This window comes from Arsenicibacter rosenii, assembly GCF_001870735.1.
In the GTDB taxonomy this organism is placed as follows: domain Bacteria; phylum Bacteroidota; class Bacteroidia; order Cytophagales; family Spirosomataceae; genus Arsenicibacter; species Arsenicibacter rosenii.
The window spans coordinates 338,794-363,734 of record NZ_MORL01000003.1 but is presented as its reverse complement, the minus strand read 5'-3'; the positions used below and the strand labels follow the sequence as shown (position 1 = coordinate 363,734).

The following is a 24,941-nucleotide window of genomic DNA, read 5'->3' as shown; positions in this document are numbered from 1 at the left end:
CGATGCAGCCGGAACCGGCTTTTTCAGCGTTCCGGCTGCATCGGCGTAACCTACACCTTCTTAACCCGGTTCCGGAAAATGTCGTAAAACCCTTTCGCAAAAACAGCGACGACCAGGGCGGGCAGCAGCATGCCTCCGGCTTTGAAGCCCGCACCTGTCAGCTTATAAACGCCGGAGGTAAACTGCTGGATACTCTGAATCAGCCACAGGATACCCAGCGTCAGCAAAATGGCGGAACCTGCCAGCGCCATCGGGCGGGCCAGCCGGCTGACCAGCAGAGACAGTACGAGGGCTACACCTACGATGGCGGCTACCGTGCCGACCGCACGCGGGAATGTCCGCAGGTAATCGTATTCATAAAACCAGACGCCAAAGCGGCCGATCAGGTTAGGGTGTGACATGAGCCAGCCGTCGAGCACAACCAGGATCAGCAACAGGATATAGAAAAACGGATTTTTCATCAGGTATAGCAGTTAATCAGGCAAAGAAACGCCCTTTCCCCTCCCAAACGTTTTCGGCTTACCCGATATTTTGAGACTACGGATAAAAAGAATCCCCTTCCGCCCTGAAAGGGCACCAGCTGTAAGGCAGGGCACTGCCCTGTCGCAGCGCAGGAGTGATACACCGACCTGGCACAGCGCAGCAGGGCATAGGCCCTACAAAAAAGCCCGCTCACAGAGCGGGCTTAGCAAATGTATAGATTAGATCATTAATTCCGATGGCTGATTTCGTCGCGGATTTTGGCGGCACGTTCGTACTCTTCGTTGGCAAGCGCATCGTCGAGCATCCGTTGCAGTTCGTCAACCGTCATGTCTTTCAGTTGTTCGCTGAACGCACGCGGCGAGCGGCCTGTCGAACGCACCAGTTCTTCCGGCTTCTCCTCCTCTTCTTCGTCAGACGAACTGGCAGTAATACCGGCTTCCGACAGGATGGTTTCGTACGTATAAATAGGCACGCTGAAACGGATACCAATGGCGATGGCATCAGAAGGGCGAGCGTCGATGACGGTTTCCCGAACTCCATCCGAGCAAACGATCCGGGCGTAGAAAATGCCTTCACGCAGGTCAGAAATAACGATCTCGCGTACCGTAAATTTGAACTTCTCAGCAAATTGCTTAAAGAGATCGTGCGTCATCGGGCGATTAGGCGCAATCTTTTCAATTTCAATGGCAATTGCCTGTGCTTCAAACATACCAATAATTATTGGCAAGCGTCGATTGCCATATTCCTCGCCCAGAACCAACGCAAACGAACCCGACTGCGATTGACTGGGTGATAAACCTAATATTTCAAGCTTTATTTTTTCCACAGCGCGAAATTAACAATTTTAGTAGAGACGCAACATCTTGCGTCTCATTTCGCAAGGTTAACATGGTGAATCTGATACCGCAAAATGAGTTTGTGGCTTAGCTTTTTGCTGAATCATCGTGTTAACAGGTTGCGAAAGCGACCGGTCTGCCCCTGATAACGGGCAATATCCTGCAACATACCATACGCTTGCAGCGGCAAGATATGTTGCAGGATATTGTATGTCCGTTTGTAGAAACGCAACTTCCTGCGTTTCTACAGGGCGTTTACTGCTTTAGTCAGCCGTGGCAGAATGTCGAATACGTCACCGACAATTCCGTAGTCGGCTGACTTAAAGAAGGGAGCCTCCGGGTCTTTGTTGATAACCACAATTACCTTCGAGGAGTTCACGCCGGCAAGGTGTTGGATGGCGCCCGAAATACCTGCTGCAATGTAGAGATTCGGGCTGATTTTGATACCGGTCTGACCCACGTGCTCGTGGTGAGGCCGCCAGTCAAGGTCCGAAACCGGCTTCGAGCAAGCTGTTGCAGCGCCCAGCGCCTTCGCCAGATCTTCGACAATGCCCCAGTTTTCAGGGCCTTTCAGGCCACGTCCCGCCGAAACAACAAGGTCAGCCTCAGGGAGTAATACATCACCGGTGGCTTTTTCGGTGTTTGTTACTTTCAGTACAAAGTCACTGTCGTTCAGGGCCGGGCTGAAGGCTTCAACACTGGCTGTTGCTTCTTTCTCCTCCGGCGTAATGGTATTTTTCTTGATCGCCAGAATTTTTTTGTCGGCCGTCAGTTCCGTTTCCGCGAAAGCTTTGCCTGTATAAATGCTCCGTTTTACGCGGAAACCATTTGATAAATTTGGCAGATCAACGACGTTCGCCGCCAGTCCGGCCCGTAGTTTACCCGCCAGACGGGCAGCCATGGCATCGCCCAGTGACGATTTGGCCACTACCACAACGGTTGAGCCTTCCTGCTCAGCCGCCGCCGCCACTACGCTGGCATAGGCCATGCCGTTGGCTTCGGTTAGTTTGCTGTCGGCCGCATGCAGCACTTTCGCCGCCCCGAACCGACCGGCGGTGGCCAGTTCTGCGTCATCAGCCTGACCGATCACAATGGCCGTCGCCGCCGTTCCCAGGCTTTCGGCTACTTTTGAACCATAATATATTGCCTCTTTTGAGGAGCCTTTCAGTTTGCCTTCGTCTAATTCGGCAAAAATTAATACTGACATAATTAATGGGGTTTAGCAGGAATGATTAAATGACTTTTGCTTCGGTACGGAGCAATTGGATGAGGGTTTCGGCTTCTTCGGCCGGAATCATTTTCACCGATCCGCGTGGTGGCGGTAATTCATAGCCAACCACTTTAGTCAGTGTATCATTGCCTGCAGGCGGTATTACTTTCAACGGTTTTGTCCGTGCCGTCATGATCCCCCGCATGTTCGGGATTTTCCATTCGGCAATCGGCTCCTGACAACCCAGAATCAGGGGTAACTGAGCTTCCAGCGCTTGTTTTCCCCCTTCAATTTCACGGGTTAATTTGGCCGTTGAACCATCAATGTCGAGCTGCATAACCGGTGAAATCGAAGGCATTCCCAGCAATTCACCGACAATACCGTGTACCTGTCCGCCATTGTAATCAATCGATTCGCGACCCATCAGAATCAGATCGTAGTTATTTTCTTTTGCGATGGCGGCAATCTGCTCGGCCACGAAAAAGGCATCCGTCGGCTCGGCATCAACCCGAATCGCATCGTCGGCACCGATGGCCAGACACTTACGGATAACCGGCTCTGAGTCGGCAGTACCAACGTTCAGCACCGTGACCGTAACACCGGGTTTTTCCTTCAGTTCAACGGCCCTTGCCAGCGCATAATCGTCGTAAGGGCCTGTGATAAACTGCACACCGGTCTTGTTGAACCGGGTGTTATTGTCGGTGAATGTGATTTTAGTTGTCGTGTCCGGCACGCTCGTCACGCACACTAAGATTTTCATGCTTCTTTGAGGTTTTGTAGTTGAGCAGATAACGGACCGGCAGTTGTTGCGGGTTAAATTGCCCGTTGCGCAAGGTGTCCTGTCCACTATCCGCTATTTTGCGGCTAATTTACAAATCGAATTTAATAATCGTATGCATGCATACTAATTTTTTAGCAACTATGAATACCGATCGTATCCAACAATTACTTCAATTTGTACAGGAAGAACCCGGTGAGCCGTTTAATGTTTACGCGCTGGCTATGGAATACATGCAGGCCGACCCCGGTCAGGCGCTGCATTATCTGGAGACGTTGCTGACGGAACATCCGGGTTATCTGGCCACGTATTATCATGCCGCCGCCCTGTATGCCGAACAGGGGGAGGTGCAGAAAGCGGATATGTTATACGACATGGGCCTTCAGCTGGCGCGTCAGCAGGGAAACGAAAAAACGTTTCAGGAGCTGAAGCGCGCGCAGCAGGCTCTTAGAGATGAAGAAGATTTATAGCGCCTTCACCAGTTCTTTAATCAACAAGGTCAGTTGCGGTTCGGCTTTGGCGGCAGCGGCCAGAATGTGGGCGATGTCGGCCTTGACCAGTGTTTCGGGAATGCCCATATCGGTAATGACCGAACAGCCAAACACGCGGATGCCCATCTGGTGTGCCACCATCACTTCCGGAACGGTCGACATCCCGACGGCATCGGCCCCCCATTGTCGCAGCATCCGGTATTCAGCACGGGTTTCGAGCTGTGGACCGGTCACGCTGACATACACCCCTTTTTGCAGGGCAATGCCGTTGGCGGCGGCAATGGCTTCCGCTTGCTGAATAAGCGCCTTGTCGTAAGGCTCGCTCATGTCGGGGAAACGGTCGCCGAACGCTGGCGGATTCTGGCCCGTCAGCGGGTTTTGGGGGAGCAACAGGCTGATGTGATCATCAATGATCATCAGGTCGCTGGCCTTAAATGCCGGATTCATGCCGCCTGATGCGTTGGATACCAGCAGCGTTTCTACGCCCAGCCATTTCATGACCCGTACCGGGAACGTGATCTGCTGCATGGTGTATCCTTCGTAAAAATGAAAACGGCCCTGCATCACAACGACCGGCTTGCCGCCTAGTTTGCCCAACAACAGTTTACCGGAATGAAACTCAACGGTCGATAACGGAAAATGCGGAATCTCCTCGTACGGGATAGTGGTTTCGACCTCAACTTCATTGGCAAGTGCACCAAGACCGGTGCCTAGGATGATACCAATAACTGGCTGAATGGTGGTTTTCGACTGAATGAAGCGGGTCGCTTCCTGAATGGCTTCGAGCATGCGGTTACTATTCGGATGATGCCCGAAAATACAGATTTATCGGCTTGGTTCTACCCGTAGATGACAGGATTTAACGGCGTATCAATCACCTGACCAACCTGCGCTCCGGCACACCACTTCTCCCAATCCTTGCGCTGGTTCTCATTTTCCGGTTCTTTCAGCACCATGTCTTTGTCCATGTAGATGACCGTCATCACTTTACGGACCTGATCCGTCTGGTTGGCACCTGCGCGGTGAAAGACCCAGCCGGAATGAAAGCTAACCTCTCCTAACTCGTATGGTTCAATGACATGGCGGAAATCGGTTACCCGCAGGCGTTGCTGCATACGGACTTCGCTGTCGTCGCTGATCGATAGTTCGCGCCCTTCGACAATGGCATGGCTGCCGGCGCTGAACTCAAGCGGACCCATGTCGGGTGGGACAGGCTGGAGCGGTATCCAGGCGGTAATGGTTTTGTCGGTAGCCAGCGGCCAGTAATACTGATCGGCATGCCAGGGCGTTATGCCGCCGCCTGCCTCCTTAAACAAGGCCTGATCGTGGTATAGCCGTACCCCGCTGGTCTGCATCAGTTCGGCCGCAATCTGCCCCAGTCGTTTACTCAGGACAAATTCCCTGCAACGGTCATCCTGCTGCCATAGGTTAAACACCTGCAGAAACGCTTTGCCGTACGTATCGCGCTGATCCAGTGGCTGATGTTGCCGGTTTAGCCCGGCTACTGTCTGTTCAATGGCTTCTCCGTAGTAAGCGAGCGTGTCAGCATCCAGCACGTCTTTGAGTTTGATGTACCGGTAGGTCTGATAAAAATTAATGGCGTCGGCCGACAGGGTGAAAGGTTTCTCTAAATAAGTCGTTGTCATATACATAGCTTATTGGATCGCACAAAGTTGGCGGGTTACCGGCGGGTTTGTTTGGAGCCGATTAGCCATTTCTTGTCTTATATTAGCATTATAAGTGGCTAAATGGTAGTATAGGGCTAATATCGCTGACTTTTGCCTTTGACTGTATGCGCGCTGTATTCGAACATCTGACAACCACCGAAAACCACTCGTTTCTGGTACGCCGGTTTACGGTACCGGGCTTTACGGCACCCTATCATTTTCATCCTGAATACGAGCTGACACTGATTCTGCAGGGAGAGGGGCAGCGCTATGTCGGCAAACAGATGGATGCCTTCGGGCCGGGCGATCTGGTATTACTTGGCCCTGACCTGCCCCATTGCTGGCTTAGCCGCGACCGGGGCGAAGACGCACCGTGTGAAGCAGTGGTGATTCAGTTCAGGGAGCTGTTCAATGGGAATGATTTCTTCGGACTGCCTGAATGCCGGCCCATCAGAAAAATGTTGCAGCGGGCCCGTTCGGGGCTGCAACCCGGCGCGGCTGAAAAGGCGTGGCTGGCTCCGGCAATGATTGAGCTGGTAGAAAAAAGTCCGCTGGACCGGCTAACGTCACTATTTACCGTGCTCGACCGGCTGAGCAAAAGCCCCGATTTACAGCCCATCGACAGTATGTTTGCGGAACAAGCCTACAGCCAGCATGAAACAGCACGCTTTCAGCAGGTTTTTGCTTATCTGATTGCCCATTTCCGCGAAGCGGTCTCGCTCCGCGATGTTGCCGAAGTCGCCAACATGAGTCCGACGGCCTTTTGCCGCTATATTAAAAATGTGACGCAGAAAACACTGATGGAATTGCTGATTGACATGCGTATCCATTATGCTGCGCAGTTGCTGACGGAAACAGATCTGCCGATCCAGTCTATTGTATACGATGCCGGTTTTGGCGATGTGCCGTATTTTAACCGTGTGTTCAGGAAGCACAAACAAATGTCTCCGCTGACCTACCGGAAAAAAATGGCCGGTCAGCGGAGTATGTCTTAAAGCCCGATGTGTTTGCCGGCAATGTGGCCGGTGGTCCAGGCATTCTGGAAGTTGAATCCGCCGGTAATGCCGTCGACGTCCAGTACTTCTCCGGCAAAAAATAATCCTTTGTGGGCTTTGCTTTCGAGTGTCTGCGGGTTCAGGCTGCCAAGCGCCACACCGCCGCAAGTCACAAACTCGTCCTTGAAGGTACTTTTGCCCGAGACGGGAAACCGGCTGTTTGTCAGCTGCTCAATGAGCTTGTTCTGCACTTTGCCCGGTAGTTCGGCCCAGCGGACGTTCGGGTCCATGCCCGCCAGTTCGGTAAAAGCCAGCCACAAGCGGTTGGGCAGCCCGAACGGGTTCTGCGACGTTACCTGCTTTTTCGGGTGTTGTTGCCGGAACTGGTTGAAACCGTTGCGGAGTTGCTGCTCGTTCTGGTCGGGGAGCCAGTTGATGCGCAGGGTAAATGAATAATTCCGGTCGGCGAGTTCGCGGGCACCCCACGCCGACAGCCGCAGCACAGCCGGACCGCTGAAACCCCAGTGCGTAATGAGCAACGGACCGGTTTGTTCCTGCTTGGTATCCACAATCTGCACGCGGGCGTATTGTACCGAAACGCCTGCCAGCGGCAGGAGCGGATTGCCGGGTGTATTGAAGGTAAACAGCGAAGGAACCGGCAGGACCAGCGGCTCAGCCTGTTCGGGCATCCAGCCATAGGAGTTGGCCTGCGGATAGCCGCCTGTGGCTAGCAAAATACGGTCGGCCCACAACGATTCGCCTGAAAGCAATTCAATCGACCAACGGTGTTCGCCGGTGGTTGGCGGCAGGAGCCGGCTTACTCCGCAGCTCGTTTCAATCCGGATGCGCAGGTCGTCGGCCGCATCGAGCAGGCAGTCGATGATGGTTTCCGACGAATCGGTGGTCGGAAACATACGTCCGTCGGCCTCCGTTTTCAACAGCACGCCTTTCGACTCAAACCAACGTACGGTTGCGGCGGCATCGAACGTGTTGAGTAAGGGCCGCAGCCAGCGATCGCCGCGCGGATAGTGTTTGACAAACAGTTTGTTATCAAAACAGGCATGGGTTACGTTGCAGCGGCCGCCGCCCGAAATCCGGACTTTACTGAGCACCGACCGGTTTTTCTCCAGTATGGTTACGCGGGCATTGGGAAAGGTTTCGGCGGCTGTGATCGCCCCGAAAAAACCGGCTGCTCCACCGCCAATAACCACGATATGTAATTGTGACATCCCGAAATGCTTAACTTTGTTCTTATGTTTTTCAAACCCAAATTTCGCACAAATTCGTATCACCGCCGCGGGTTCCGGCTGCGGGGGAATACGTTAGTCCTGTTATTTTTCTTTTTTCTGGTCGGATTGTTCCTGCACTATGGCGGAAAGACCAAACCGGTAGTGGCATTCTGGAACGATGTGAAGGAAATCATTGGTCTGGGGCCGTCGAAAAAAGGCAAACAGGGCCATAACCCCTACAAAGCGCCTGAACCTGAGGAAGACGTAGCCTCTGACGACCAGTCTTCCGCATCAGATAATGCGGCACCGGATGAAGCTACCGAAAGCAACGCACCAAACAATCCGGAAGCGACCAGGAAAGCCGGTAAATCGGAGTCGGGCAATAATCGGTTTGCGTTTGAAAAAGAGGTTGATTTTGCATTGCCCGGCTTCAAGGCATCCGACGAAATTGTACGGCATGAGGGGTATACCCTCCGCTTTAAAGATCAATATAAACAGGCCGACTGGGTAGCTTATCCGTTGCTGGCCTATGAAATTACGGGCAATGCCGACCGGGATCGCGAGCAGTTTATGCCCGATCCGATGGTGTCGTCAGGTTCCGCCGTACCGGCCGACTATACCAAATCGGGCTATGATCGGGGTCACCTGGCACCTGCCGGTGACTTTAAGTTTTCGCAGCGCATGATGCGGGAATCGTTTTATATGAGCAACATGAGTCCGCAGGCTCCCCAGTTTAACCGTGGCATCTGGAAATCGCTGGAAGAGCAGGTGCGGTCGTGGGCGTTCCGCGATAAGGGCATTTATGTGGTGACCGGGCCGGTGCTGAAACCGGGTTTACCGACGATTGGAAAGCAGAATGAAGTGGCCGTGCCGGAGTATTACTACAAAGTGCTGCTGTACTGCAATGCACCCGACATCCGGATGATTGCCTTTCTGCTGAAAAACGAAGGCTCCGATGAACCCCTGCAGTCGTTTGTGGTGACGGTCGATGAGGTAGAGCGCCGGACTGGCATTAATTTCTTCCCTAAAATTCCGGACGACCTACAGAAAAAGCTGGAAAGTGCTCCCCCGAAAAAGACGGTAAGCGAGTGGTTTTATTAAGCGGAGCGCGGGGTAGGGGGCGTAGAGCAGAGAGCGAAGGGCGTACACCAATGTACTCTCTGCTCGATACCCTACGCCCTACGCTCCCCGCCCTATGCCTTAGACAAAGAAGTTCTTCACCGGAATGGCCATCTCGAACCGGTCAAACGGGATGAGCTCATCCGGTTGGCGATACGTGCGGCAATGCCAGGCACCGCTGCCGGTGTCCTTCGTGTACACATCAATTGTTTTGTTTTCGGGATCAACAAACAGACAGTACCACAGCGAAATAACCTGCTGGTACTGCTGCCATTTAAAGCCCCGGTCGCGGTCGCGGGAGTCGGCGGTTACGACTTCGGCCAGCATGCGCGGTTGCCGCATGATCGGATTGCCGCTCTTAAACTCCAGAAAATTGCAGGTCACCGACACATCGGCATGCAGGTAGGTGACGTCTGCCTGTGTTTCGATTTTCGTGTGTGTGTGGAAAACCGTGCAGCGCCGTAGTCCTGACTCTGTTTCCAGAGCGTCAGCGACGCGTTTGACCTGCTTTTCGTGCCGGTCTGATTCGGGAGCGAGCGCAATCAGTTCGCCGTTGTGGAAATCGTAGCGCAGCCCGTCGTTGGGTTGGAAAGCCTTATATTCGGTACTGGTCAGTACCGGTGTGAGTGTATCGTTCATGACTATATTTATGTTTTGTTGTACTTTAGCAGCAAAACTAATCATATAACGTAATTGACAAGGGCTAATGTTCGGCTTTGTGGCAAAATAATATTTGGTTAACGTGCGAAAAGAGTGGTGGCACGATCCGACGCGTAGTGGTGGCACGACTTAAAGTCGTGCCACCACTATAACATATATTTACGTTAAGTTATTGACTATGAATGTCTTACTTTGGTGCATCTCACGCGAACATACACCACAAAGAAGTATACCGCTTTACGCAAATAAGAACTTTGTGCCGGATTGGCTAACGAATAAAAAATTACGGGACGGCTGCGGCAGAAACCTGCGCAACCGTCCCGTAAACGTATATGGTCAAATGTCTGGTTAGCTCATTTTAGTACCCAGTGCATTGTCGTAAGCCGCTTTCGCGTCCGCAACGGTCATCAGCGTCGTGCCGTCGATAACGAAGTCGCCGGAAGTAACTTCGCCCAGCTGGCTGAACGCAACCCCGCTGGCCGACAGTGCCGCTTCAAATGCCGCCTGCTGACCGGCCGATACCGAAACCACCACACGGCTCTGGTTTTCGCCGAACAGGAACGCATCCGTGCGCAGACCGGCATCCGTTTTGATGGAGAAACCAACGTTACCCGCCATAGCCGATTCGGCAAGGGCAATAAACAAGCCACCATCTGACAAATCGTGGGCCGAAACAACCAGTTTGTCTTTAATCACCTGCTTCACCGCTGCCTGTACGGCTACTTCCTCTTCGATGTCGAAGGCAGGAGCCGGAGACGCTTTCACGCCACGGAACGAGTACAGGTATTCCGACGACGCAATGTCGTCTTTGGTTGACCCGATCAGGTAGATCGCATCGCCCGCCTGACCGAAGTTCAGCGTCATGCGGTTGTCCGGATTTTCCATCAGACCCAGCATACCGATGGTAGGCGTCGGGAATACCGGGCCATCATCCGAGCTTTGGTTATAGAAACTCACGTTGCCACCTGTTACCGGTGTTTCGAAGCGGCTACAGGCCGCGCCCATGCCTTTAACGGCTTCCACAAAGTGCCAGTACACTTCCGGCACGTATGGGTTTCCGAAGTTCAGGTTATTCGTCACCGCCAGCGGCTCACCACCCGTACAAACGATGTTACGGGCGGCTTCGGCCACCGCAATCTGCGCCCCGGTGTTCGGGTTCGCGTTTACGTAGCGGCTGTTACAGTCGACCGTAATGACGATTGATTTGTCGGTTTGCGGCAGACCCGCGCCTTTCACGCGTACCACAGCCGCATCCGACGGGGCGTTGGTGCTGCGGTTAGCCGTGCCTACCATCGAGTCGTACTGCTCATATACCCACTTCCGTGAGCAGATGTTCGGGTGCGACAACAGGTGTTCGGCCACCGTTTTGAGTTCACCGGCGGTTACGTCGGCGACGGTATTGATATCGAATTTAGCAAATTCGCTGATGTAGGCCGGCTCACGGTATTCGCGGTGATACTGCGGCGCGCCGCCACCTAACACAAGGTCGTGGGCTGGTACATCGGCCACCAGCTGACCCCAGCGGTAGAAATGCAGACGGCCGGTATCGGTAACGGTACCGATCTGGGCGCAGTGCAGATCCCACTTATCAAAGATTTGCTGGATAACGTCTTCTTTTCCTTTCTGAACCACCACCAGCATCCGTTCCTGCGACTCTGACAACAGAATTTCAAACGGCTGCATGTTGGCCTGACGCGTCGGTACGAGGTCCAGATTAACGTCCATACCGAAGCCTTCCTTAGCGCTCATTTCAGAGGTAGAGCAGATGATACCCGCCGCCCCCATGTCCTGAATACCGATAACGTGGCCCGACGCAATGATTTCGAGGGTAGCTTCGAGGAGCAGTTTCTCCATGAAGGGGTCACCCACCTGCACCGCCGGCAGTTTTTCGGTTGATTTTTCGCTAATGTCTTCTGAGGCGAACGTAGCGCCGTGGATACCGTCTTTACCGGTGGCTGAGCCAACGATGAAGACAGGGTTACCGACACCGTGCGACGTTGCTTTGGCAACTTTACCCACTTCTACGATACCGGCCGAGAAGGCGTTCACGAGCGGGTTGGTGTTGTAGCAGTCGTCGAAATAGATTTCACCGCCTACCGTCGGAATACCAAAGGCATTGCCATAGTCACCGATTCCTTTCACGACCCCGCGCAGGAGGCGTTTCGTTTTCGGGAGGTCGATATTACCGAAGCGGAGCGAGTTGAGCTGAGCGATCGGGCGGGCGCCCATCGTAAAGATATCGCGGTTAATACCGCCCACACCCGTTGCCGCGCCCTGATACGGTTCGAGGGCCGAGGGGTGGTTGTGCGATTCAATTTTAAACGAGCAGGCTAGTCCGTCACCGATGTCAACGAGTCCGGCGTTCTCTTCACCGGCTTTTGCCAGCATCCGTTCGGAGTCGCGCGGCAATGTTTTCAGCCAGACGATTGAATTTTTATACGAGCAGTGTTCGGACCACATCACCGAGAAGATACTGAGTTCGGTGAAGTTGGGTTTGCGGCCAAGGATGTCGCAAATACGGTCGTATTCGTCTGGTAATAAGCCCAGTTTGCGGGCAACGTCAACAGTTGGGAGTGAACCTGTGTTCGGAGAATCGACGGGCAAATGATTGGTAGCTTCCACGAATTAATTGTTTTTCCGTGGTGCAAAAGTACGGCTTTTACGCAGAAAAAGGCATTTTTTTTTGGTCAGGTATTGACAAGCCTTAAAAATCGCTATATCTTTGCACCCACAAACCACGACACAGAGAGATGGCGGAGTGGTCGATCGCGGTGGTCTTGAAAACCATTGACTGTAACAGGTCCGGGGGTTCGAATCCCTCTCTCTCTGCCAAAAGGCGCTAAAGCCCTCGGTTTTGACGATGCCACGTTTCACAACGTGGCATTTTTGTTTTTACCCCCTTCTCAAACCGCTCTCATTCTCAGCGCCGTTAAGGCCCGGTCGCACGCCAGGTTACATTCTGACCAAAAGGTTACACTTAGGATATTTATTCGTGTCGGTTTTTTCATTCATTAATAATTCCGACACCCGATGTTCAACATTTCTCAAATGTCACTCCTCTTCTGGTACCGTAAAAAAAAGGACGGCAAGTCCGGCACCATTCAGGCCCGCGTAACCTATAAGGGCGAACGGGAAGAAATCGGATCCACCCACATCACCTGTACCCCCGAACAGTGGGACCGCACCGCCCAGCACATCACCGGCAGCAGCGTCTGGGCAAAGGAACAGAACATGCGGCTCAAACGGATATCTGATCGTATATGGGATATCGAACGGTCGCTGCACGACGAAGGTCTTGATATTACGGCCGCGCTGATCAAATCCCGCTGCATGGATCACGACGTGATCCGCGAACAGGTCCAGATCCAGGTAAAGGGTAAAACCATCACCAAAACCGTTACCCGGCGGCTGGTCTTTACCTTTAGTGATCTGGCCGATCTGCATCTGGAAGCGCAGCGTGCCCGCGTCGCACGGGGTAAGCTCAGCCAGGCCACGGTCGATATTCAGGAGAATTACGTCAAGAACATCACCGACTGGCTCAAATCCATTAAAAAAGACCAGCTGCCGGCAAGCTCCATCACCGAAAAGCAGGCGGATACGCTGATGGATTTTCTGCTGGAAGGGCGGGTTTTCAAGTATTCACACGTCGAAAAACACCTCAAGCACCTCCGCGCCGTGCTGAAGTGGGCGGCAAACGATTCCCGTAAGTACATTAAGCGTAATCCGCTGGCGGGCTACGTGATCGAAGCCGACGACGAGGATCCGGACACTACTCACCTGACCCATGAGCAGCTCCAGCGGCTGATCGACTTTGATTTCTTTGCCCTGGGCCTGCCCGAAAAGTCGGCCATTGCCCTGGACCGGGAGCGGGATTCGTTTGTGTTCAACTGTTTCACCGGCATGCACCATGCCGATTATACCTCCAAAAAATACACCATCGAAGAAGAAAAAGGGGAGTACTGGCTCCAGGGCCGGCGTGGCAAGACCAAAAAGCCTTTTTTTGTCAAGCTGCTGGAGCCGGCGGTGGCCATCTATAAAAAATACGGTTCGGATCTAACGAAGCTGCCGTCCAAATCGAATCAGCGGCGCAACGATCACCTGAAGATTATTGCCGCGCACGTCGGCCTGCCGCCTGGCCTGAGCACCAAGATCTCACGGAAAACCTTTGCCGATATGGCGCTGAACGAGCTCATGGTTCCCATCGAAGATGTGGCCCAGCTGCTGGGGCTGACCACCACTAAACGGCTGCGTCACTACGTACGGCCGCGCCGCAACCGGATCCGTAACCTGCTGACCTCATGGCACGATATCCACCCACCTAAAGCCGCGTAAATGAGTAAGCCCGGGACTGCCGGGCTTTATTTATTCCTTGATAATTACTATTCAAAACCTAGTCCTGGTTTACAGGCTCCCAGTCTATATTATGAAAGTTTTTTAAGTACTGAGAAACATTAATAGCTGCAAAGGATTCTCCTGTTCCATACAATCTCATCAAATCAGTTACCATTTCTTCCGGACTCCGGTTTAATTCCACCATTTTATCCAGGTAATCCTTAGCTCCGATTCCGGGGGTGCCTAATTCCTTCGGCATACGGTATGCTAAAGCCTCAGTCGACAACCGGGATCCCGGATGATTTCTGACCTCGTTAAATAATTGGTTGATATTCATATCCATACCACTTATGCGATTAGCCAGCCGAAGGATATTTGAGGCCAGATCATGCAGTAATTGCTCACTTGCAGGTTTAGCCGGCTCTATTTCAGACTGTATATCTTCAGACTTCGTTTGCTCTATAATTTCATCAAGGCTACTATCAAACTCGGGCCAATACTTTTCGAATGTTCTATTAAATCTATTCTCTTCTAAAGACTTATCAAGAAGAGCGTTGTTTATTGTTCTCATTAATTGTCGTACAGACTCTTTATCTCTAATCACCAGATTGAAGAGTGAAAGAGGCGACCCTACATTTGATACCGTAAGATCAATTAAAAAAGGACACACACGATTCTCCGGAAGACCTTTTGATAAAGCTCCTGTTTCAAACAAAATCCATGGATTGTTCTTATTTTCTTCTGTCAGGCAGACGATACCTATCGATGCCTCGTTTAGGTGAGCAAAAATCTCTTTAGACCACATAGACCCGCGTTCAATATCTGTTGTTGAAATCCAGCATTCGACAGATTGCAGTACCATTGGTATCCAGTCATTAAAAAGTGTTGCTACCTGTTTACTTCTTGTACCTGACCAGCTTATGAAAACTTTCATTATTTGTTTTTATTATGGTGAGTCAACAATTTATGAAAATAGTTACAGATCAAAGAGGCGGGCAGACGGAATTTATTAAGCGTACTACGTAACGATTTGATGAGTGATACTACCTGAAACAGATACTGTGAATATGAGCAAACAGGCTGATCTGGTTTGACTCAACCGAAACTATAAATCCGGATACTCCCGGGTCTTCAGATCATTCAGGATCCGGATAAACATTGCCCGTCTGGCCTGTTCCTCACTTGTCAGATCCGGCCGGTCCAGCTCATCAATCTTTTGGGTAAGCGAGATTACCCGCCGGTCCTGCCGGTAGGCAGCCAGCTGATCATCCCGCTGCGGCTTCGGGCGCGGCTCCTGCTTCGGGGTCACCACCGGCAGTAGTTTGTCGATCACCCGCCGCCGGATGACCAGATTGGCGCAGATCACCTCTACCTTCATGCCTGCCAGCCTGTCACCCTTCACCTTTACCGTCACCCGGAACGGATCCGTCCGGATATGCAGGATCGCCTGCCGCAGTTCCACCAGCACCGTCTCCCAGTCATGCCCGCTTTTCATCACATCCGGATGCCAGCGCCCGGGTGTGCGTTCGAACAGATCTATCACCTCAATCATCCCCCGAACATACAAAAAAAGTCCCGGCCACCCCAGACGGGTAACCGGGATCCTATCCCACCGTAATAAAACATTAGCCAGTAAATATAGCCGCTCCCAGGCCGGTTGGTGCTTTTACGTGATTTGGTGGTGACTGATGTGTCGATCAGGTACCACCAAATCAACACGAAACGCCTGTATGTTTACCGGATCGACATAAAAAGTCCCGGCCACTCATTGATGAATGCCCGGGATCCTGATGCATAAGAACCGAGAATAAAACTAACTGTGCTAAGTTAACCAGGTACTGATCAGGGTGATGCTTTTACATGATTTAGTGGCGCAAACGATCAATCCCATCCGGCAGCTCCGGAATCGCTGCTGCTGTCCCCGGATCTGCCGGAATTATACGATGAATCGCTGTCATACGATCCGCCGGACCCGCCTCCGCCAAAATCACCTCCGCCGAAACTGAATGACCGGTTGTTGTCACTGTCAAGCTGCATCTGCCGGCCGATCATTTCCATTAGCTCACTGTCAAGCCGCTCCAGTTTTTCGCCCACCTCGGCTATGTAGTCAGTAAGCGTCAGCTCGCCCTGAGCAATCCGCTCCAGCTTTTTCGTGAGCTTTTTGTAGAATTCCCGTTTGATTTGAATCTCTTCCAGCCTGGTCATAGCTACGTGTGTAAAACTCTTTGAAATTCCCGCCAGCGGTCAAACAGGATCTGCTCCGCATCGGGTATTGATACGCGCTGCTCTCTGGCAATCCGCCGGGTTTCTTCGTTCCAGCGGAGTCTGGCTTCATCGACGTCAATCCGGTCAGGTTCTTCCGGCTCAAAGCGTGCCCGCGGGTTAATACCTTTCATCCGATAAAATACCCTGTACTTGTCCCGCTATAGGGCTTGGGCAGATACATCCATGCAATAATTTCGTCAGCGTACATGAATGTGTCACCGTCCTTATCAAGCGGACCAATTTCGCTGCATTCTACCGCAGCGGTAAACTCAGTATTATCATGTACCCTATAGACGGAAACGATTACCGTTCCAGCTTTGGGTAGTGGGTAGTTAGATTTTTTGTACCAGTTCATTTTGTTTTAAAGTTTGTTACGCTTAACCATGGTTAGGGTGATTATAGTTATGAGTAATTCAGATCCCGACATGGTTTGTCAGGTTACGATAGTCCGGTCTCTTCTGAAGTTGCCATCATAACGTAGGTGAAGTTGATCAGGAACAGTATTGAAGAAAGCGAAACCAATAGTTCGTTCATTTTCTATAATATATTCAATGGAAGCCAGTGCCTCCATTACATTTTCAGAGATAACTCTTAATTCAGACAGGGTATAGGACTCTTTTATGGGAATTGAGAAGCATTTGCTGGGATGAGTAAGACTTGGCTCATTACTGAAGCTATAGTCATACGTGCCAAGGCAGTAATATTCATGTCTGCCCTTACGAATGCGTCCCTGCGTATGAAGCTCACCGATAATGCCGTCATAAAGCGGAGACGGTTTCAGGTGATGATATCTCGTATTGTTATAAACAGTACGATCAAACAGATCGTCAAACCGATAGCATTTTTCTGTGGATGAGATCGCGGGTGATACAACCAGTACACCGACCCCTCCGATAAGTCTGATAACAAAATCTCTTCTCTTCATAGTTACTGTTCCTGAAATTCAATGCCCCGCGATCGCAGGTATTTGTAGATGGTGACCTTTGATTTGCCCAGCTGGCGGGCAATCTCCTGGATGTGGTGGTTTGCCCGGTAAAGTGCCTCGGCTGTCTTCGCCGTTTTCTCCGCCGCCGGCGAGAGTCCCTTCGGCCGGCCACCGACGCGGCCCTGCTCTCTGGCCGCCTTAATGCCGGCGTTGGTCCGCTCGCGGATCAGCTCCCGCTCAAACTCGGCCAGTGAGCAGAAAATATGAAAGATCAGCTTGCCGCTGGGGCTCGAAGTATCGATCTTTTCCTGAAGGCTGGTGAAGGCTACTCCGCGGTCGGCGAACCGGGTGACCAGCTCAACCAGGTGCGGCAGCGAGCGGCCCAGCCGGTCGAGCTTCCAGACGATGACCTCATCGCCCTGGCGGATGTGCTCCAGCAGGCGGGCCAGTTCGGGGCGGTCGGTTTTGGCCCCGCTGATTTTTTCCTGATAAATCTTTTCACAGCCGGCGGCGGTGAGTGCCGACAGCTGGAGATCCAGGTGCTGGTCTTCGGTGGAGACCCGTGCGTATCCGATTTTCATAATATGCGTTCAGAAAACCCCGCTTTCGGGGCATTTGCTGAATTTAGAATACTGAACGCATTTTATGAACGGAAACGGGCCGACTTCGTATTCAATGGCCCGGGTACAGGAAACCGAGGGTTTTTCTGTACAAAGGTTGTCGCGAAAGAACCTCATTTATTAATATGATGTTACGGGTGTAGTAAACAATAATTTTATGTTTGAAGGAATAGAAGAAATTATCCCCCGCAAGCTTCAGCCGGATGTCAGTGCCGTAGCTGAAAAAGTAAGCAGCACTGTCGATAGCTTTGTCGATATGGGATCCCGCCTGTTAAAATGGGATATAGACAAACAACGAAAAGAGGAATATCACTTACCTGTACTGATGTCTTTCCGGCATACGCTGGAAATGGCGGATGCCGGCTCGCTGCTAATCCGCCATTCCTCAGCAGAACCTGTGAAGGCACTGTTGAGATCTATGTTTGAGACGCATATGCATCTGGCTTATCTTCTTGAAAAAGACACAGAGAACAGGGGGGCGGCTTTTAATCTTTTCCGGTTATTGCGAGTGAAAGACAATCTGGATAAATCAGATCCGTCAACGCAGGAGTATAAGCAGCTCAAGGCAACGTTTGCTGCGGACTCAATAATATCGGGGCTTATACCACCTGTACCTGTGGATCTTGAAGAGCAGAAACAGGAATTAGAACGAAACCTGCAAAAACCGAGATATGCGGATGCTCTTAAGGAATATGACCGTCTCAGGATTGACGGGAACGGGAAAAAGCGCAAACTTACATGGTACACACTTTTTAATGACAGGGAGACGGTTAACAGCATTGAGGAACTGGCTAAGTATCTTAAACTGGCCGGTATGTATGAGGTGCTTTACCGGGGATGGTCAGGGACAATACATGCGACAGATATTTACCATGGTAAGGTAGAGGTAAGTTCTGAAGGGCGTGCAGGTATTATCCAGTTAAGGAATCCGGAGACTATTCAGTTAATCGGGAAGCAGTTATTGATGATGATGCTTACTACTCTGGTATTATATGTTAATACCAGAGTACCGGAAAAGGCATTAGAATTTAAGGCTTGGTGGGGATCGGTTCTTCCTGCTTTTCTTGAAATCACAGGAGAAGACCCATTGTTGACATTTGAGTGATTTCGATGATGCCATTCAGCTAATAGCAAGTAATCTGGTTCCATTAAAAACGGCCGGCTCAATCTGAGCCGGCCGTTCTGCTTGTCCTATATAATAGTAAACCCACTATTTATATATAGGACGGAATACCTGCGGGAAGTAACGGAGCCGCTACCGTGACTCAATAAGTTTCTTCAGCTGACTGAGCTCTGCAATTGCCATTTTTCGAGGAGCTGGCAGGCGCCCTTCAATCAGCCGGAGCGATACCTCGACGAAGGACTTCGTGTCGCTGATACTGGTATATGAATTAAGCTGCACCGGTGCTTCCGGCAGTTCAGCCGTTCGGAAGAATTCCCGGAGCTGGCTGATGATTTCGTTTTCGTCCATACTTATTTCAGCAGATCTTCCTCTGCCAGTTCATCCAGTTTTTTAATAATCTCAACCGATTCGATAATCAGCGGCCGGTTGACCTCCGGAAAATACTCCAGACTTTTTACGCGGATCGCTGTACCGGCCATGCACACCATCAGCATATTGGTGCTGCCGGATCCTACTTCGCTGAAATCAATGTCGGCTGACACAATGGCGTTTGCGCCGGCCCTGGCGGCCTTGATTCGCAGCTCTGTCATGCAGACGCTGGTAGCCGCTGCAATTTTCTGATTACTGGCATTTGAGGTGGTACCAAACAGGTCGTTCCAGCCCCGTGACAGTTCAGTCAGAAAGCCGGTGCCGCTGGTGGTCTGGGTTGTAATCATACCCAGCACCTCATAGTCCCAGTTAACCGGCGCAGGGCTGGTCAGGATCGGGAACTTGTGCAGGATCTGGCGAAGCCTGGTGTCGAGTTCATTTTTCTGCTGCGTCAGGCTTCTGCCGATCTGAGCGTAGATATCCTGCGCACAGACAATGCAGTACCCTTCCTTGTCGGCATTAGTGTACTTGTTAATCGTGGCCGTCTGTTTGGCCGTGGTTGGACTGGTGGCAAACATGCCGGTGAAGGACTTGCCGCAGTTAGGGCATTTCGTGTGGGATGACATATTTTTACGGGGTTTAGGACCGGCAATCTAAATAAAAAACCTGCCGATGTGGCAGGTTTTAATCTTCAGTAACATCCCGAATCATTTTGCAATTGTCAGATAGCATTTCTCGGAATACTGTTTTCATGGAGCTTGGCTGAGAAGGTGCCCTAGTGCCATTTTCCCATATTTCCAGTTGAGCATGTGCATAATTGCAGTGCATAGGATCATGGATGGCATTAAAATAAAGAATACGGGCAGGTATTCTCCCCTGTGCTTCTAACGTGTAAGTTCCTGCTGCACTTCTTATCTGTTTGATCGAAACAGAAAGAATACCGGCATTTGCAAAATAATGACCTGTATCATCAAATAGCACGTCGGATTCATTGCTTAGTGATGACCGGTTATATGAGTCATTTGAAAGCTGAAAAACCTTAGCCATATCTTGCTTGCCCCTTGCTTTCCAGTCCTTTGTTGGCCCCTTTACAAAAAACCTTCTATAAAGCACTTCATCGTCTTGGATATCGGTAGGGGGCCGATCATGTTGATGTAAGTGGACAGGAATAACTAGTGCGCATTCTGGGCAACAGGGTTTTTCGTCGGCGGGCATAGAGTCTTATTATTCAACGTTGTTTATAAGTGTGTCATAAAAAGTTTCTTCATTTAAGTCCCATGTCTTGAAATTATTGCCGTCTTTGATGACGAAGGCAATCTCGCCGTTGGGATAGAAATCAACAATATGTTTTTTTCCGTGATTGTAAAATACAATGGTTAATTCTTCATCAGCTGTATAGATGTCATCAGCTAATATGTTTTTCTGAGAGATGAATTTTATCGTCTCTTTAGGTAAGTGTTCAATCGAGGCAGGGAGCATAGCCGTATTCGCTTGATTCAGGCGTTCAACTTCTGAATTATTTACTTCATCCTCTTCAATGAATTGCTCAAGAAATTGAGGCATATATAAAACTGATACGCCTGAAAATGATGGCTGTCTTACTGCTTTGGCTGTTTGGACGGGAGGCAACACGGTAAGAGGAGCTAGTATCCATATCTTTGCCGAGTTAATTGTTCCGTGTATTGTCGATTGTTTAAAAAAAAGATCTACCATAATGCTTTTATGAGGCTTTATTGGTTGAACCTGTTGAACTCTTCAATTTTATCCGCAAGCCAGATCTGTAAAGCCTGTGCCTGTTGGATACTCATAACAGTTCCTACCTGCAATTCCCTGGTTATGCCTTGCTTTCCAACAGGGTTTGATTCTTCGAGGCGTAATCTTTGCCCGTCCTGAATAGGGGTAATCGTGATTTGCTGGGGAATTGTCGCTCGTTCGGTAAAAAAGTTTACATTCAATAAGCCTTCCGGTGTAAATCCTCCGTATACGCCACTAACATAAACGGTCCTGAAAAGCTCATTTTTTATATAGTGCGCGGTTACACTTTTATACTCGTTGGGAGTTTCTTTATTCATGTGTCTTCGTCTCTCGGAAAGTATTGGTTTACAGATAACTTATTGGTGCACGGTCTCGAATAGACAATACATTGATTGTTGAGGCCACAAAGAATGTGCCTAACCTCGTTGTTTCAACGTTTAATTAACCATTAACTGACTGATTCGTAACAAATAAGTAACTGTATGGGACATTTTAGCTGGCAGTTTCTCAACTGGCAAAAACATAGGTTAGAGTGCGAGATACAAAGGATTTGCGTATACTATCTTTTTCATGGCGATGTAGTTTTGGGTCATGATGTCTCTGGTTTTCACGGGATTTGCAGCGCGAATATGCAACATAGAAAGCAAATAACACTACATACAATACGTTTTTTTACAACAGGTATTGTAAAAAAAAACAATAGGTATCGGTGAAAAGTGCGATAGAACTTAAAAAAGCCCGCACACGAAACTGTACGGGCTTTCATGCTACAGCCCAAAAACAGACTCATAAACTTGTCTGATTCCGGATGTCGCTGATCCGGCCGGTCTCATCCTCCCATGCCTGGTAATGGATTTTGGCGTAAACGGGTCGCTGAGCCGATTGCTGCATATCCTGCCGCATGGCCCGGATCTCAGCCAGCAGCGCCTCGTTGCCGGATCCGGATGGCGAGCTGTTTCCCACAGCCGAATAATTCCCCGAGCGCTGCACCACGTCGAGCATGCGGGCAAAGTTGGCAACCGCCGGCACCTGAAGCGCCCTGTTGTTGATAACAAACTCCGGGCGGCCGTCTTCGCTGACCGAATAATTTTTCCCCGAAAAAAACGTCGGGGTGCTGTAAAATCCGCCGGGCATACCGGTCGTGTCGCGGGTAAAGCCCCCGTCAATAAACTGCGGGGCGTCAAACTTCTGGGCCCGGATCCGGGCCACGGCACCGGCAAAACTCAGCGTCGGCACGGCCGCACTTTTAGCGATCGCTAAAAGGTTGGCCGGGAACGGAATGCCGGCAGCGGCGGCCACGGACTTCATCAGCGCCCGGCCGTATTCGATGCCCGTTTCGGCCAGCGCCCAGGCCTGCTGGGCGATCAGCGCCGCCCTGTAAACCTTGGTGTTTTCCTTAAAAAAGCCCTTGAGCACCATCACCGAATCGTTAAAGATATCGCGGCGACGGTCCATGTGGGCCTTCAGGGCATCTGCCCGGTTTTTTTCTTCCTTCTGCTCCTGCTCGCTGCGGGTTTTGGTCTCAGCCTCGACGATCTCGGATTTGGCCTGCTGCTGGCTGGTTTCGTTTTCCTGAATGGCCGTATCAATCTCGGCCAGCCGCTCCTTTTTCTGGCGGGCGATTTCTTCCAGCCGCTCCGCATCGGTTTTAGCCAGTTCCTGGAGCGTTTCGTAGTGGGCCGTATACAGCAGCCGGCGGGCCTCCAGATATGTCTGTTCGACAACCAGCTGCGCCGCCTTCGCTTCTTCGTCGGTGATTTTGCCCGCTGCCTGATCGGCCTTTACGTCGGCCAGCGCAACCCGCTTTTTAATCTGCAGCTCCTCGTCGGCATCCTTCAGCAGCTGCTCGATTTTTTTCTGCTGCCGGTCGCGCTCCTGCTTATCGTATTTCTCCTCGATCTGCTTGAGCTCAACTTTCTCGGCACCGGCGATATTGGCCAGCCACGTTTTGCGCAGCTCAGCCGAGATTTTGGCATCGTTGGCCTTCTTCCGCTCCTTCTCATAGTTGGCTTTCACCCGCTCCAGCTCGCGGGTTTTCTCGTCGGCCTGCGCCTTTGCGCTCAGCTCGCGGATCGCCTCCTCGGCGTCTTCCTTTGCTTTGAGCCGCTCTTTCTCTTCCTTAGTCGGATCAATTTCGGTAGCGGTACCGGTTCCTGTTTTTGACGGGGGTATTCCAGCCGGCATTTTAGGGACGTCTTCCCCGAGCCGCGCCCGCCGCATCTCCCTGCGTACATCTAAGCTGTAGCCCTTAAGCCCTTTTAGTATTTCCTTCCGCTTTTCGATCTCCGCATTCAGCTCCGTTGTTTCCTGCTGGATCGCAGACAGCTCCTCATTGGTCATTTTACGGGTAATCTGCGCCTGACTACCGGCAATACCTCCGCCCCCGGGGCCGGCTTTTTCTGTTACCTCACCTTTGTTGAGATCCTTTACCCGTGCCGCCCGCTGCTTTTCCAGCTGGGCCAGCTCATTTTCCTGAGCCTTGATCGCGTCGCGGTTGAGGTACTCAGCCATATACTGCTGCTGCTCCATGAACTTCCGGGCCTTTTCAGTATTGATATCCATTGCCCTTCCATACTGATCGAAGCCGGAAGCAGCAATTGGCATAACCTGAGCTACCTTATCAACGGCCTTCCTGAGCTCATCCTGCTCTGTTTTCGAGAGGTTCGTCTTACTCTTAAGTTCGTCGATCCGGCTAAGTAATGGCCCGATCTGTGTATTTAGATTCTGAACCTTGTTTTTCTGCTCCTCAAACGCATGTATTGTATCTTCTGTCTCGGATTTTAATCCGAGCATTCTGACAGCAATGTCTGTCAACGCAGATCCCAGCCCCAGCAGTGTATCAGAGGTCAGTAAATTGGACACAAACTCGCCCAGCTTTTTCATGTTCACCGCCAGGGCGTAGTTACGCTTGCTGAACTCCCCGGTGATGCTGCTGGTCTGATCGATGCTGCTGCCGGCGAGCGCAATCTTCTGCTCGACCATGTCGGTATTAGTGGCCAGCTTCATGAAGATCTCCATGACCCCGGTTCCCGACAGGCCCATCTGGTCCATTTTCTTCGCCATACCGGTGGCCGACGTATCGCCGGTATTAAAGCCGCGGGCCACCGACAGCAGTGCGCCCATCAGGTCGTTATTGACCAGATCGGCAAACTGTTTGCTGCTTAGTTTCGCCCCGTCTGCACCAATAGCATACCGAGCAAATTCAGCCGGCGCCTTGGCCATGCCGTTCAGGATGTCGATTACCGCCGTTGAGCCCCGCTCGGCGGTTACGTTCATTTCCTGAAGGGCGGCCGAGAGTCCCAGCGTCTGAGCCGAGGTAAGGCCCAGCGGGATAGCCACCCCGCCGATCCGGCTGGTAAAGTCCGCAATCACGGGCGCCGTAGCCGCCCCCGCAGCTTCCAGTACGTTAATCGAGTTGGCAATGTGGAGCATATCCTGATCGGAGCGGTCGGTCTTGATGTCCTGGAGCGTATTGCGCAGGGTCATCATCTGGGTAACCGTCTGCTCGGCCCCGCCGAACTGATCGCCCAGCGCCACGTTGATCTTGTCGGCGCCCGCCACAAAGTCAGCCATCTGATCCTTCGCAATGCCGAACTGACCGCCCACTGCCGCCAGTTCGCGCAGATCCTTCGTGGCGGTACGGGTATTGAGTCCACGCAGCTCCTTGTTGAGCCCGGCGACTTCCAGATCGGTCATGTCGGCCGTTTTGGCGATATCGGCCAGCTGGTCCTTCAGTTCCATGCCACGCTGCGTGACGGCCGGAATCAGCCCCAGCATCTGCTGAAAGCCCATGGTCATCAGGTTGCCGCCCAGTACGCCCGCCGATACCTCGGCAAACCGCTGGCCGAACTTCTGCCAGGCGGTGGTGGTGTTATTAATCTGGGTGGCCATCTGCTTCTGGGCGGCCACCATCTTCTGGTATTCGGCGACCTTTGCCCGGTAGAGCTCGGGGTTGTCGGCCTCCTTCATTTTGATGATCTCCGAGCGCAGCCGGGCCGTGCTCAGGGTGATCTCCTTGAGTGATGTCTGGGCCTGCTGCCCGTTGATGACCAGGTTAATGACCGCCCGGTCCTGTTGTGTCATT

Annotated in this window: 27 protein-coding genes and 1 tRNA gene; 6 read left to right on the top strand and 22 right to left on the bottom strand. The window is 51.7% G+C overall.

Annotated features, from left to right (window positions below; translation table 11 throughout):
* Positions 1–50: 50 nt before the first annotated feature.
* The 4 genes from BLX24_RS08365 to BLX24_RS08350 form a co-directional block, all read right to left on the bottom strand.
* Positions 51–461, bottom strand: coding sequence for a hypothetical protein (locus BLX24_RS08365; RefSeq protein WP_071502656.1), 411 nt, complete (start codon positions 459–461; stop codon positions 51–53).
* Between the two features lie 248 nt (positions 462–709).
* Positions 710–1,309, bottom strand: a complete 600-nt coding sequence (locus BLX24_RS08360; protein WP_071502655.1) for a bifunctional nuclease family protein — start codon at positions 1,307–1,309, stop codon at positions 710–712.
* Between the two features lie 254 nt (positions 1,310–1,563).
* A complete protein-coding gene (locus tag BLX24_RS08355; RefSeq protein ID WP_071502654.1) occupies positions 1,564–2,526 on the bottom strand; it encodes an electron transfer flavoprotein subunit alpha/FixB family protein in 963 nt (320 codons plus the stop codon).
* 25 nt (positions 2,527–2,551) lie between these two features.
* A complete protein-coding gene (locus tag BLX24_RS08350) occupies positions 2,552–3,289 on the bottom strand; it encodes an electron transfer flavoprotein subunit beta/FixA family protein (protein ID WP_071502653.1) in 738 nt (245 codons plus the stop codon).
* Positions 3,290–3,450: 161 nt separating this feature from the next.
* Here BLX24_RS08350 and BLX24_RS08345 point away from each other — a divergent pair, with 161 nt between their 5' ends.
* The gene (locus BLX24_RS08345; protein WP_071502652.1) at positions 3,451–3,777 is read left to right on the top strand and encodes a tetratricopeptide repeat protein; all 327 of its coding nucleotides are present in this window, start codon (positions 3,451–3,453) and stop codon (positions 3,775–3,777) included.
* On the opposite strand, the gene BLX24_RS08340 is transcribed toward BLX24_RS08345, so the two are convergent.
* Positions 3,772–4,587 (bottom strand): purine-nucleoside phosphorylase, encoded by an 816-nt coding sequence (locus tag BLX24_RS08340; RefSeq protein WP_071502651.1) that lies wholly within the window; start codon positions 4,585–4,587, stop codon positions 3,772–3,774. The genes BLX24_RS08345 and BLX24_RS08340 overlap by 6 nt on opposite strands.
* A 50-nt stretch (positions 4,588–4,637) precedes the next feature.
* Positions 4,638–5,444, bottom strand: coding sequence for a phytanoyl-CoA dioxygenase family protein (locus BLX24_RS08335; RefSeq protein ID WP_083421877.1), 807 nt, complete (start codon positions 5,442–5,444; stop codon positions 4,638–4,640).
* Between the two features lie 146 nt (positions 5,445–5,590).
* Between BLX24_RS08335 and BLX24_RS08330 the strand changes: the two genes are divergently transcribed.
* Complete coding sequence (locus BLX24_RS08330) at positions 5,591–6,460, top strand: AraC family transcriptional regulator (RefSeq protein WP_071502649.1); 870 nt, start codon at positions 5,591–5,593, stop codon at positions 6,458–6,460.
* Here the strand turns inward: BLX24_RS08330 and BLX24_RS08325 are convergent.
* Entirely contained in the window at positions 6,457–7,689 is a 1,233-nt protein-coding gene (locus tag BLX24_RS08325) for a BaiN/RdsA family NAD(P)/FAD-dependent oxidoreductase (RefSeq protein WP_071502648.1), read from the bottom strand. The genes BLX24_RS08330 and BLX24_RS08325 overlap by 4 nt on opposite strands.
* A gap of 24 nt (positions 7,690–7,713) precedes the next feature.
* Here BLX24_RS08325 and BLX24_RS08320 point away from each other — a divergent pair, with 24 nt between their 5' ends.
* Entirely contained in the window at positions 7,714–8,790 is a 1,077-nt protein-coding gene (locus tag BLX24_RS08320; RefSeq protein ID WP_071502798.1) for a DNA/RNA non-specific endonuclease, read from the top strand.
* Between the two features lie 99 nt (positions 8,791–8,889).
* On the opposite strand, the gene BLX24_RS08315 is transcribed toward BLX24_RS08320, so the two are convergent.
* Together BLX24_RS08315 and purL are read right to left on the bottom strand one after the other, a co-directional pair.
* The gene (locus tag BLX24_RS08315; RefSeq protein WP_071502647.1) at positions 8,890–9,447 is read right to left on the bottom strand and encodes a Uma2 family endonuclease; all 558 of its coding nucleotides are present in this window, start codon (positions 9,445–9,447) and stop codon (positions 8,890–8,892) included.
* Positions 9,448–9,816: 369 nt separating this feature from the next.
* Complete coding sequence (purL, locus tag BLX24_RS08310) at positions 9,817–12,090, bottom strand: phosphoribosylformylglycinamidine synthase subunit PurL (RefSeq protein WP_083421860.1); 2,274 nt, start codon at positions 12,088–12,090, stop codon at positions 9,817–9,819.
* A 122-nt stretch (positions 12,091–12,212) separates the two neighbouring features.
* Between purL and BLX24_RS08305 the strand changes: the two genes are divergently transcribed.
* Both BLX24_RS08305 and BLX24_RS08300 read left to right on the top strand, forming a co-directional pair.
* A tRNA-Ser gene (locus tag BLX24_RS08305) sits at positions 12,213–12,300 on the top strand.
* 216 nt (positions 12,301–12,516) lie between these two features.
* The gene (locus tag BLX24_RS08300; RefSeq protein ID WP_071502646.1) at positions 12,517–13,800 is read left to right on the top strand and encodes a hypothetical protein; all 1,284 of its coding nucleotides are present in this window, start codon (positions 12,517–12,519) and stop codon (positions 13,798–13,800) included.
* A 58-nt stretch (positions 13,801–13,858) separates the two neighbouring features.
* Here BLX24_RS08300 and BLX24_RS08295 read toward each other — a convergent pair whose 3' ends face one another.
* The 7 genes from BLX24_RS08295 to BLX24_RS08265 all read right to left on the bottom strand — a co-directional run bounded on the left by BLX24_RS08295 (position 13,859) and on the right by BLX24_RS08265 (position 17,571).
* Entirely contained in the window at positions 13,859–14,734 is an 876-nt protein-coding gene (locus BLX24_RS08295; protein ID WP_071502645.1) for a toll/interleukin-1 receptor domain-containing protein, read from the bottom strand.
* Between the two features lie 171 nt (positions 14,735–14,905).
* A complete protein-coding gene (locus BLX24_RS08290) occupies positions 14,906–15,352 on the bottom strand; it encodes a hypothetical protein (RefSeq protein ID WP_143092609.1) in 447 nt (148 codons plus the stop codon).
* 329 nt (positions 15,353–15,681) lie between these two features.
* Entirely contained in the window at positions 15,682–16,005 is a 324-nt protein-coding gene (locus BLX24_RS08285; RefSeq protein WP_071502643.1) for a hypothetical protein, read from the bottom strand.
* Positions 16,006–16,007: 2 nt separating this feature from the next.
* Positions 16,008–16,196 (bottom strand): hypothetical protein, encoded by a 189-nt coding sequence (locus BLX24_RS08280; RefSeq protein ID WP_071502642.1) that lies wholly within the window; start codon positions 16,194–16,196, stop codon positions 16,008–16,010.
* Positions 16,193–16,420, bottom strand: coding sequence for a hypothetical protein (locus BLX24_RS08275; protein ID WP_071502641.1), 228 nt, complete (start codon positions 16,418–16,420; stop codon positions 16,193–16,195). The genes BLX24_RS08280 and BLX24_RS08275 overlap by 4 nt, the downstream gene beginning before the upstream one ends.
* Before the next feature lie 78 nt (positions 16,421–16,498).
* Positions 16,499–16,990: a hypothetical protein gene (locus tag BLX24_RS32090; protein ID WP_143092608.1), complete on the bottom strand. Its 492-nt coding sequence runs from the start codon at positions 16,988–16,990 to the stop codon at positions 16,499–16,501.
* Between the two features lie 2 nt (positions 16,991–16,992).
* Positions 16,993–17,571 carry a recombinase family protein gene (locus BLX24_RS08265; protein ID WP_071502639.1) on the bottom strand — a complete coding sequence of 193 codons (579 nt, stop codon included), beginning with the start codon at positions 17,569–17,571 and terminating at the stop codon, positions 16,993–16,995.
* 196 nt (positions 17,572–17,767) lie between these two features.
* Here BLX24_RS08265 and BLX24_RS08260 point away from each other — a divergent pair, with 196 nt between their 5' ends.
* Entirely contained in the window at positions 17,768–18,715 is a 948-nt protein-coding gene (locus tag BLX24_RS08260) for a DUF5677 domain-containing protein (RefSeq protein WP_071502638.1), read from the top strand.
* A gap of 150 nt (positions 18,716–18,865) precedes the next feature.
* Here BLX24_RS08260 and BLX24_RS08255 read toward each other — a convergent pair whose 3' ends face one another.
* The 6 genes from BLX24_RS08255 to BLX24_RS08230 form a co-directional block, all read right to left on the bottom strand.
* Positions 18,866–19,081 carry a DUF6965 family protein gene (locus BLX24_RS08255; RefSeq protein ID WP_071502637.1) on the bottom strand — a complete coding sequence of 72 codons (216 nt, stop codon included), beginning with the start codon at positions 19,079–19,081 and terminating at the stop codon, positions 18,866–18,868.
* Positions 19,082–19,083: 2 nt separating this feature from the next.
* A complete protein-coding gene (locus BLX24_RS08250; RefSeq protein ID WP_083421858.1) occupies positions 19,084–19,728 on the bottom strand; it encodes a heavy metal-binding domain-containing protein in 645 nt (214 codons plus the stop codon).
* Positions 19,729–19,786: 58 nt separating this feature from the next.
* Entirely contained in the window at positions 19,787–20,317 is a 531-nt protein-coding gene (locus BLX24_RS08245; RefSeq protein ID WP_071502635.1) for a hypothetical protein, read from the bottom strand.
* Between the two features lie 9 nt (positions 20,318–20,326).
* Entirely contained in the window at positions 20,327–20,815 is a 489-nt protein-coding gene (locus tag BLX24_RS08240) for a hypothetical protein (protein WP_143092607.1), read from the bottom strand.
* 17 nt (positions 20,816–20,832) lie between these two features.
* Entirely contained in the window at positions 20,833–21,174 is a 342-nt protein-coding gene (locus tag BLX24_RS08235; protein ID WP_071502633.1) for a hypothetical protein, read from the bottom strand.
* A gap of 469 nt (positions 21,175–21,643) precedes the next feature.
* The gene (locus BLX24_RS08230) at positions 21,644–24,940 is read right to left on the bottom strand and encodes a phage tail tape measure protein (RefSeq protein ID WP_177225802.1); all 3,297 of its coding nucleotides are present in this window, start codon (positions 24,938–24,940) and stop codon (positions 21,644–21,646) included.
* Position 24,941: the final 1 nt, after the last annotated feature.

Excerpts from the sequence above, each read along its gene's own strand:
- BLX24_RS08365 (WP_071502656.1), bottom strand. The coding sequence starts at position 461 with ATGAAAAATCCGTTTTTCTATATCCTGTTGCTGATCCTGGTTGTGCTC.
- BLX24_RS08355 (WP_071502654.1), bottom strand. The coding sequence starts at position 2,526 with ATGTCAGTATTAATTTTTGCCGAATTAGACGAAGGCAAACTGAAAGGC.
- BLX24_RS08350 (WP_071502653.1), bottom strand. The coding sequence starts at position 3,289 with ATGAAAATCTTAGTGTGCGTGACGAGCGTGCCGGACACGACAACTAAA.
- BLX24_RS08345 (WP_071502652.1), top strand. The coding sequence starts at position 3,451 with ATGAATACCGATCGTATCCAACAATTACTTCAATTTGTACAGGAAGAA.
- BLX24_RS08340 (WP_071502651.1), bottom strand. The coding sequence starts at position 4,587 with ATGCTCGAAGCCATTCAGGAAGCGACCCGCTTCATTCAGTCGAAAACC.
- BLX24_RS08335 (WP_083421877.1), bottom strand. The coding sequence starts at position 5,444 with ATGACAACGACTTATTTAGAGAAACCTTTCACCCTGTCGGCCGACGCC.
- BLX24_RS08330 (WP_071502649.1), top strand. The coding sequence starts at position 5,591 with ATGCGCGCTGTATTCGAACATCTGACAACCACCGAAAACCACTCGTTT.
- BLX24_RS08325 (WP_071502648.1), bottom strand. The coding sequence starts at position 7,689 with ATGTCACAATTACATATCGTGGTTATTGGCGGTGGAGCAGCCGGTTTT.
- BLX24_RS08320 (WP_071502798.1), top strand. The coding sequence starts at position 7,714 with ATGTTTTTCAAACCCAAATTTCGCACAAATTCGTATCACCGCCGCGGG.
- BLX24_RS08315 (WP_071502647.1), bottom strand. The coding sequence starts at position 9,447 with ATGAACGATACACTCACACCGGTACTGACCAGTACCGAATATAAGGCT.
- BLX24_RS08300 (WP_071502646.1), top strand. The coding sequence starts at position 12,517 with ATGTCACTCCTCTTCTGGTACCGTAAAAAAAAGGACGGCAAGTCCGGC.
- BLX24_RS08295 (WP_071502645.1), bottom strand. The coding sequence starts at position 14,734 with ATGAAAGTTTTCATAAGCTGGTCAGGTACAAGAAGTAAACAGGTAGCA.
- BLX24_RS08290 (WP_143092609.1), bottom strand. The coding sequence starts at position 15,352 with ATGATTGAGGTGATAGATCTGTTCGAACGCACACCCGGGCGCTGGCAT.
- BLX24_RS08285 (WP_071502643.1), bottom strand. The coding sequence starts at position 16,005 with ATGACCAGGCTGGAAGAGATTCAAATCAAACGGGAATTCTACAAAAAG.
- BLX24_RS08280 (WP_071502642.1), bottom strand. The coding sequence starts at position 16,196 with ATGAAAGGTATTAACCCGCGGGCACGCTTTGAGCCGGAAGAACCTGAC.
- BLX24_RS08275 (WP_071502641.1), bottom strand. The coding sequence starts at position 16,420 with ATGAACTGGTACAAAAAATCTAACTACCCACTACCCAAAGCTGGAACG.
- BLX24_RS32090 (WP_143092608.1), bottom strand. The coding sequence starts at position 16,990 with ATGAAGAGAAGAGATTTTGTTATCAGACTTATCGGAGGGGTCGGTGTA.
- BLX24_RS08265 (WP_071502639.1), bottom strand. The coding sequence starts at position 17,571 with ATGAAAATCGGATACGCACGGGTCTCCACCGAAGACCAGCACCTGGAT.
- BLX24_RS08260 (WP_071502638.1), top strand. The coding sequence starts at position 17,768 with ATGTTTGAAGGAATAGAAGAAATTATCCCCCGCAAGCTTCAGCCGGAT.
- BLX24_RS08255 (WP_071502637.1), bottom strand. The coding sequence starts at position 19,081 with ATGGACGAAAACGAAATCATCAGCCAGCTCCGGGAATTCTTCCGAACG.
- BLX24_RS08250 (WP_083421858.1), bottom strand. The coding sequence starts at position 19,728 with ATGTCATCCCACACGAAATGCCCTAACTGCGGCAAGTCCTTCACCGGC.
- BLX24_RS08245 (WP_071502635.1), bottom strand. The coding sequence starts at position 20,317 with ATGCCCGCCGACGAAAAACCCTGTTGCCCAGAATGCGCACTAGTTATT.
- BLX24_RS08240 (WP_143092607.1), bottom strand. The coding sequence starts at position 20,815 with ATGGTAGATCTTTTTTTTAAACAATCGACAATACACGGAACAATTAAC.
- BLX24_RS08235 (WP_071502633.1), bottom strand. The coding sequence starts at position 21,174 with ATGAATAAAGAAACTCCCAACGAGTATAAAAGTGTAACCGCGCACTAT.
- BLX24_RS08230 (WP_177225802.1), bottom strand. The coding sequence starts at position 24,940 with ATGACACAACAGGACCGGGCGGTCATTAACCTGGTCATCAACGGGCAG.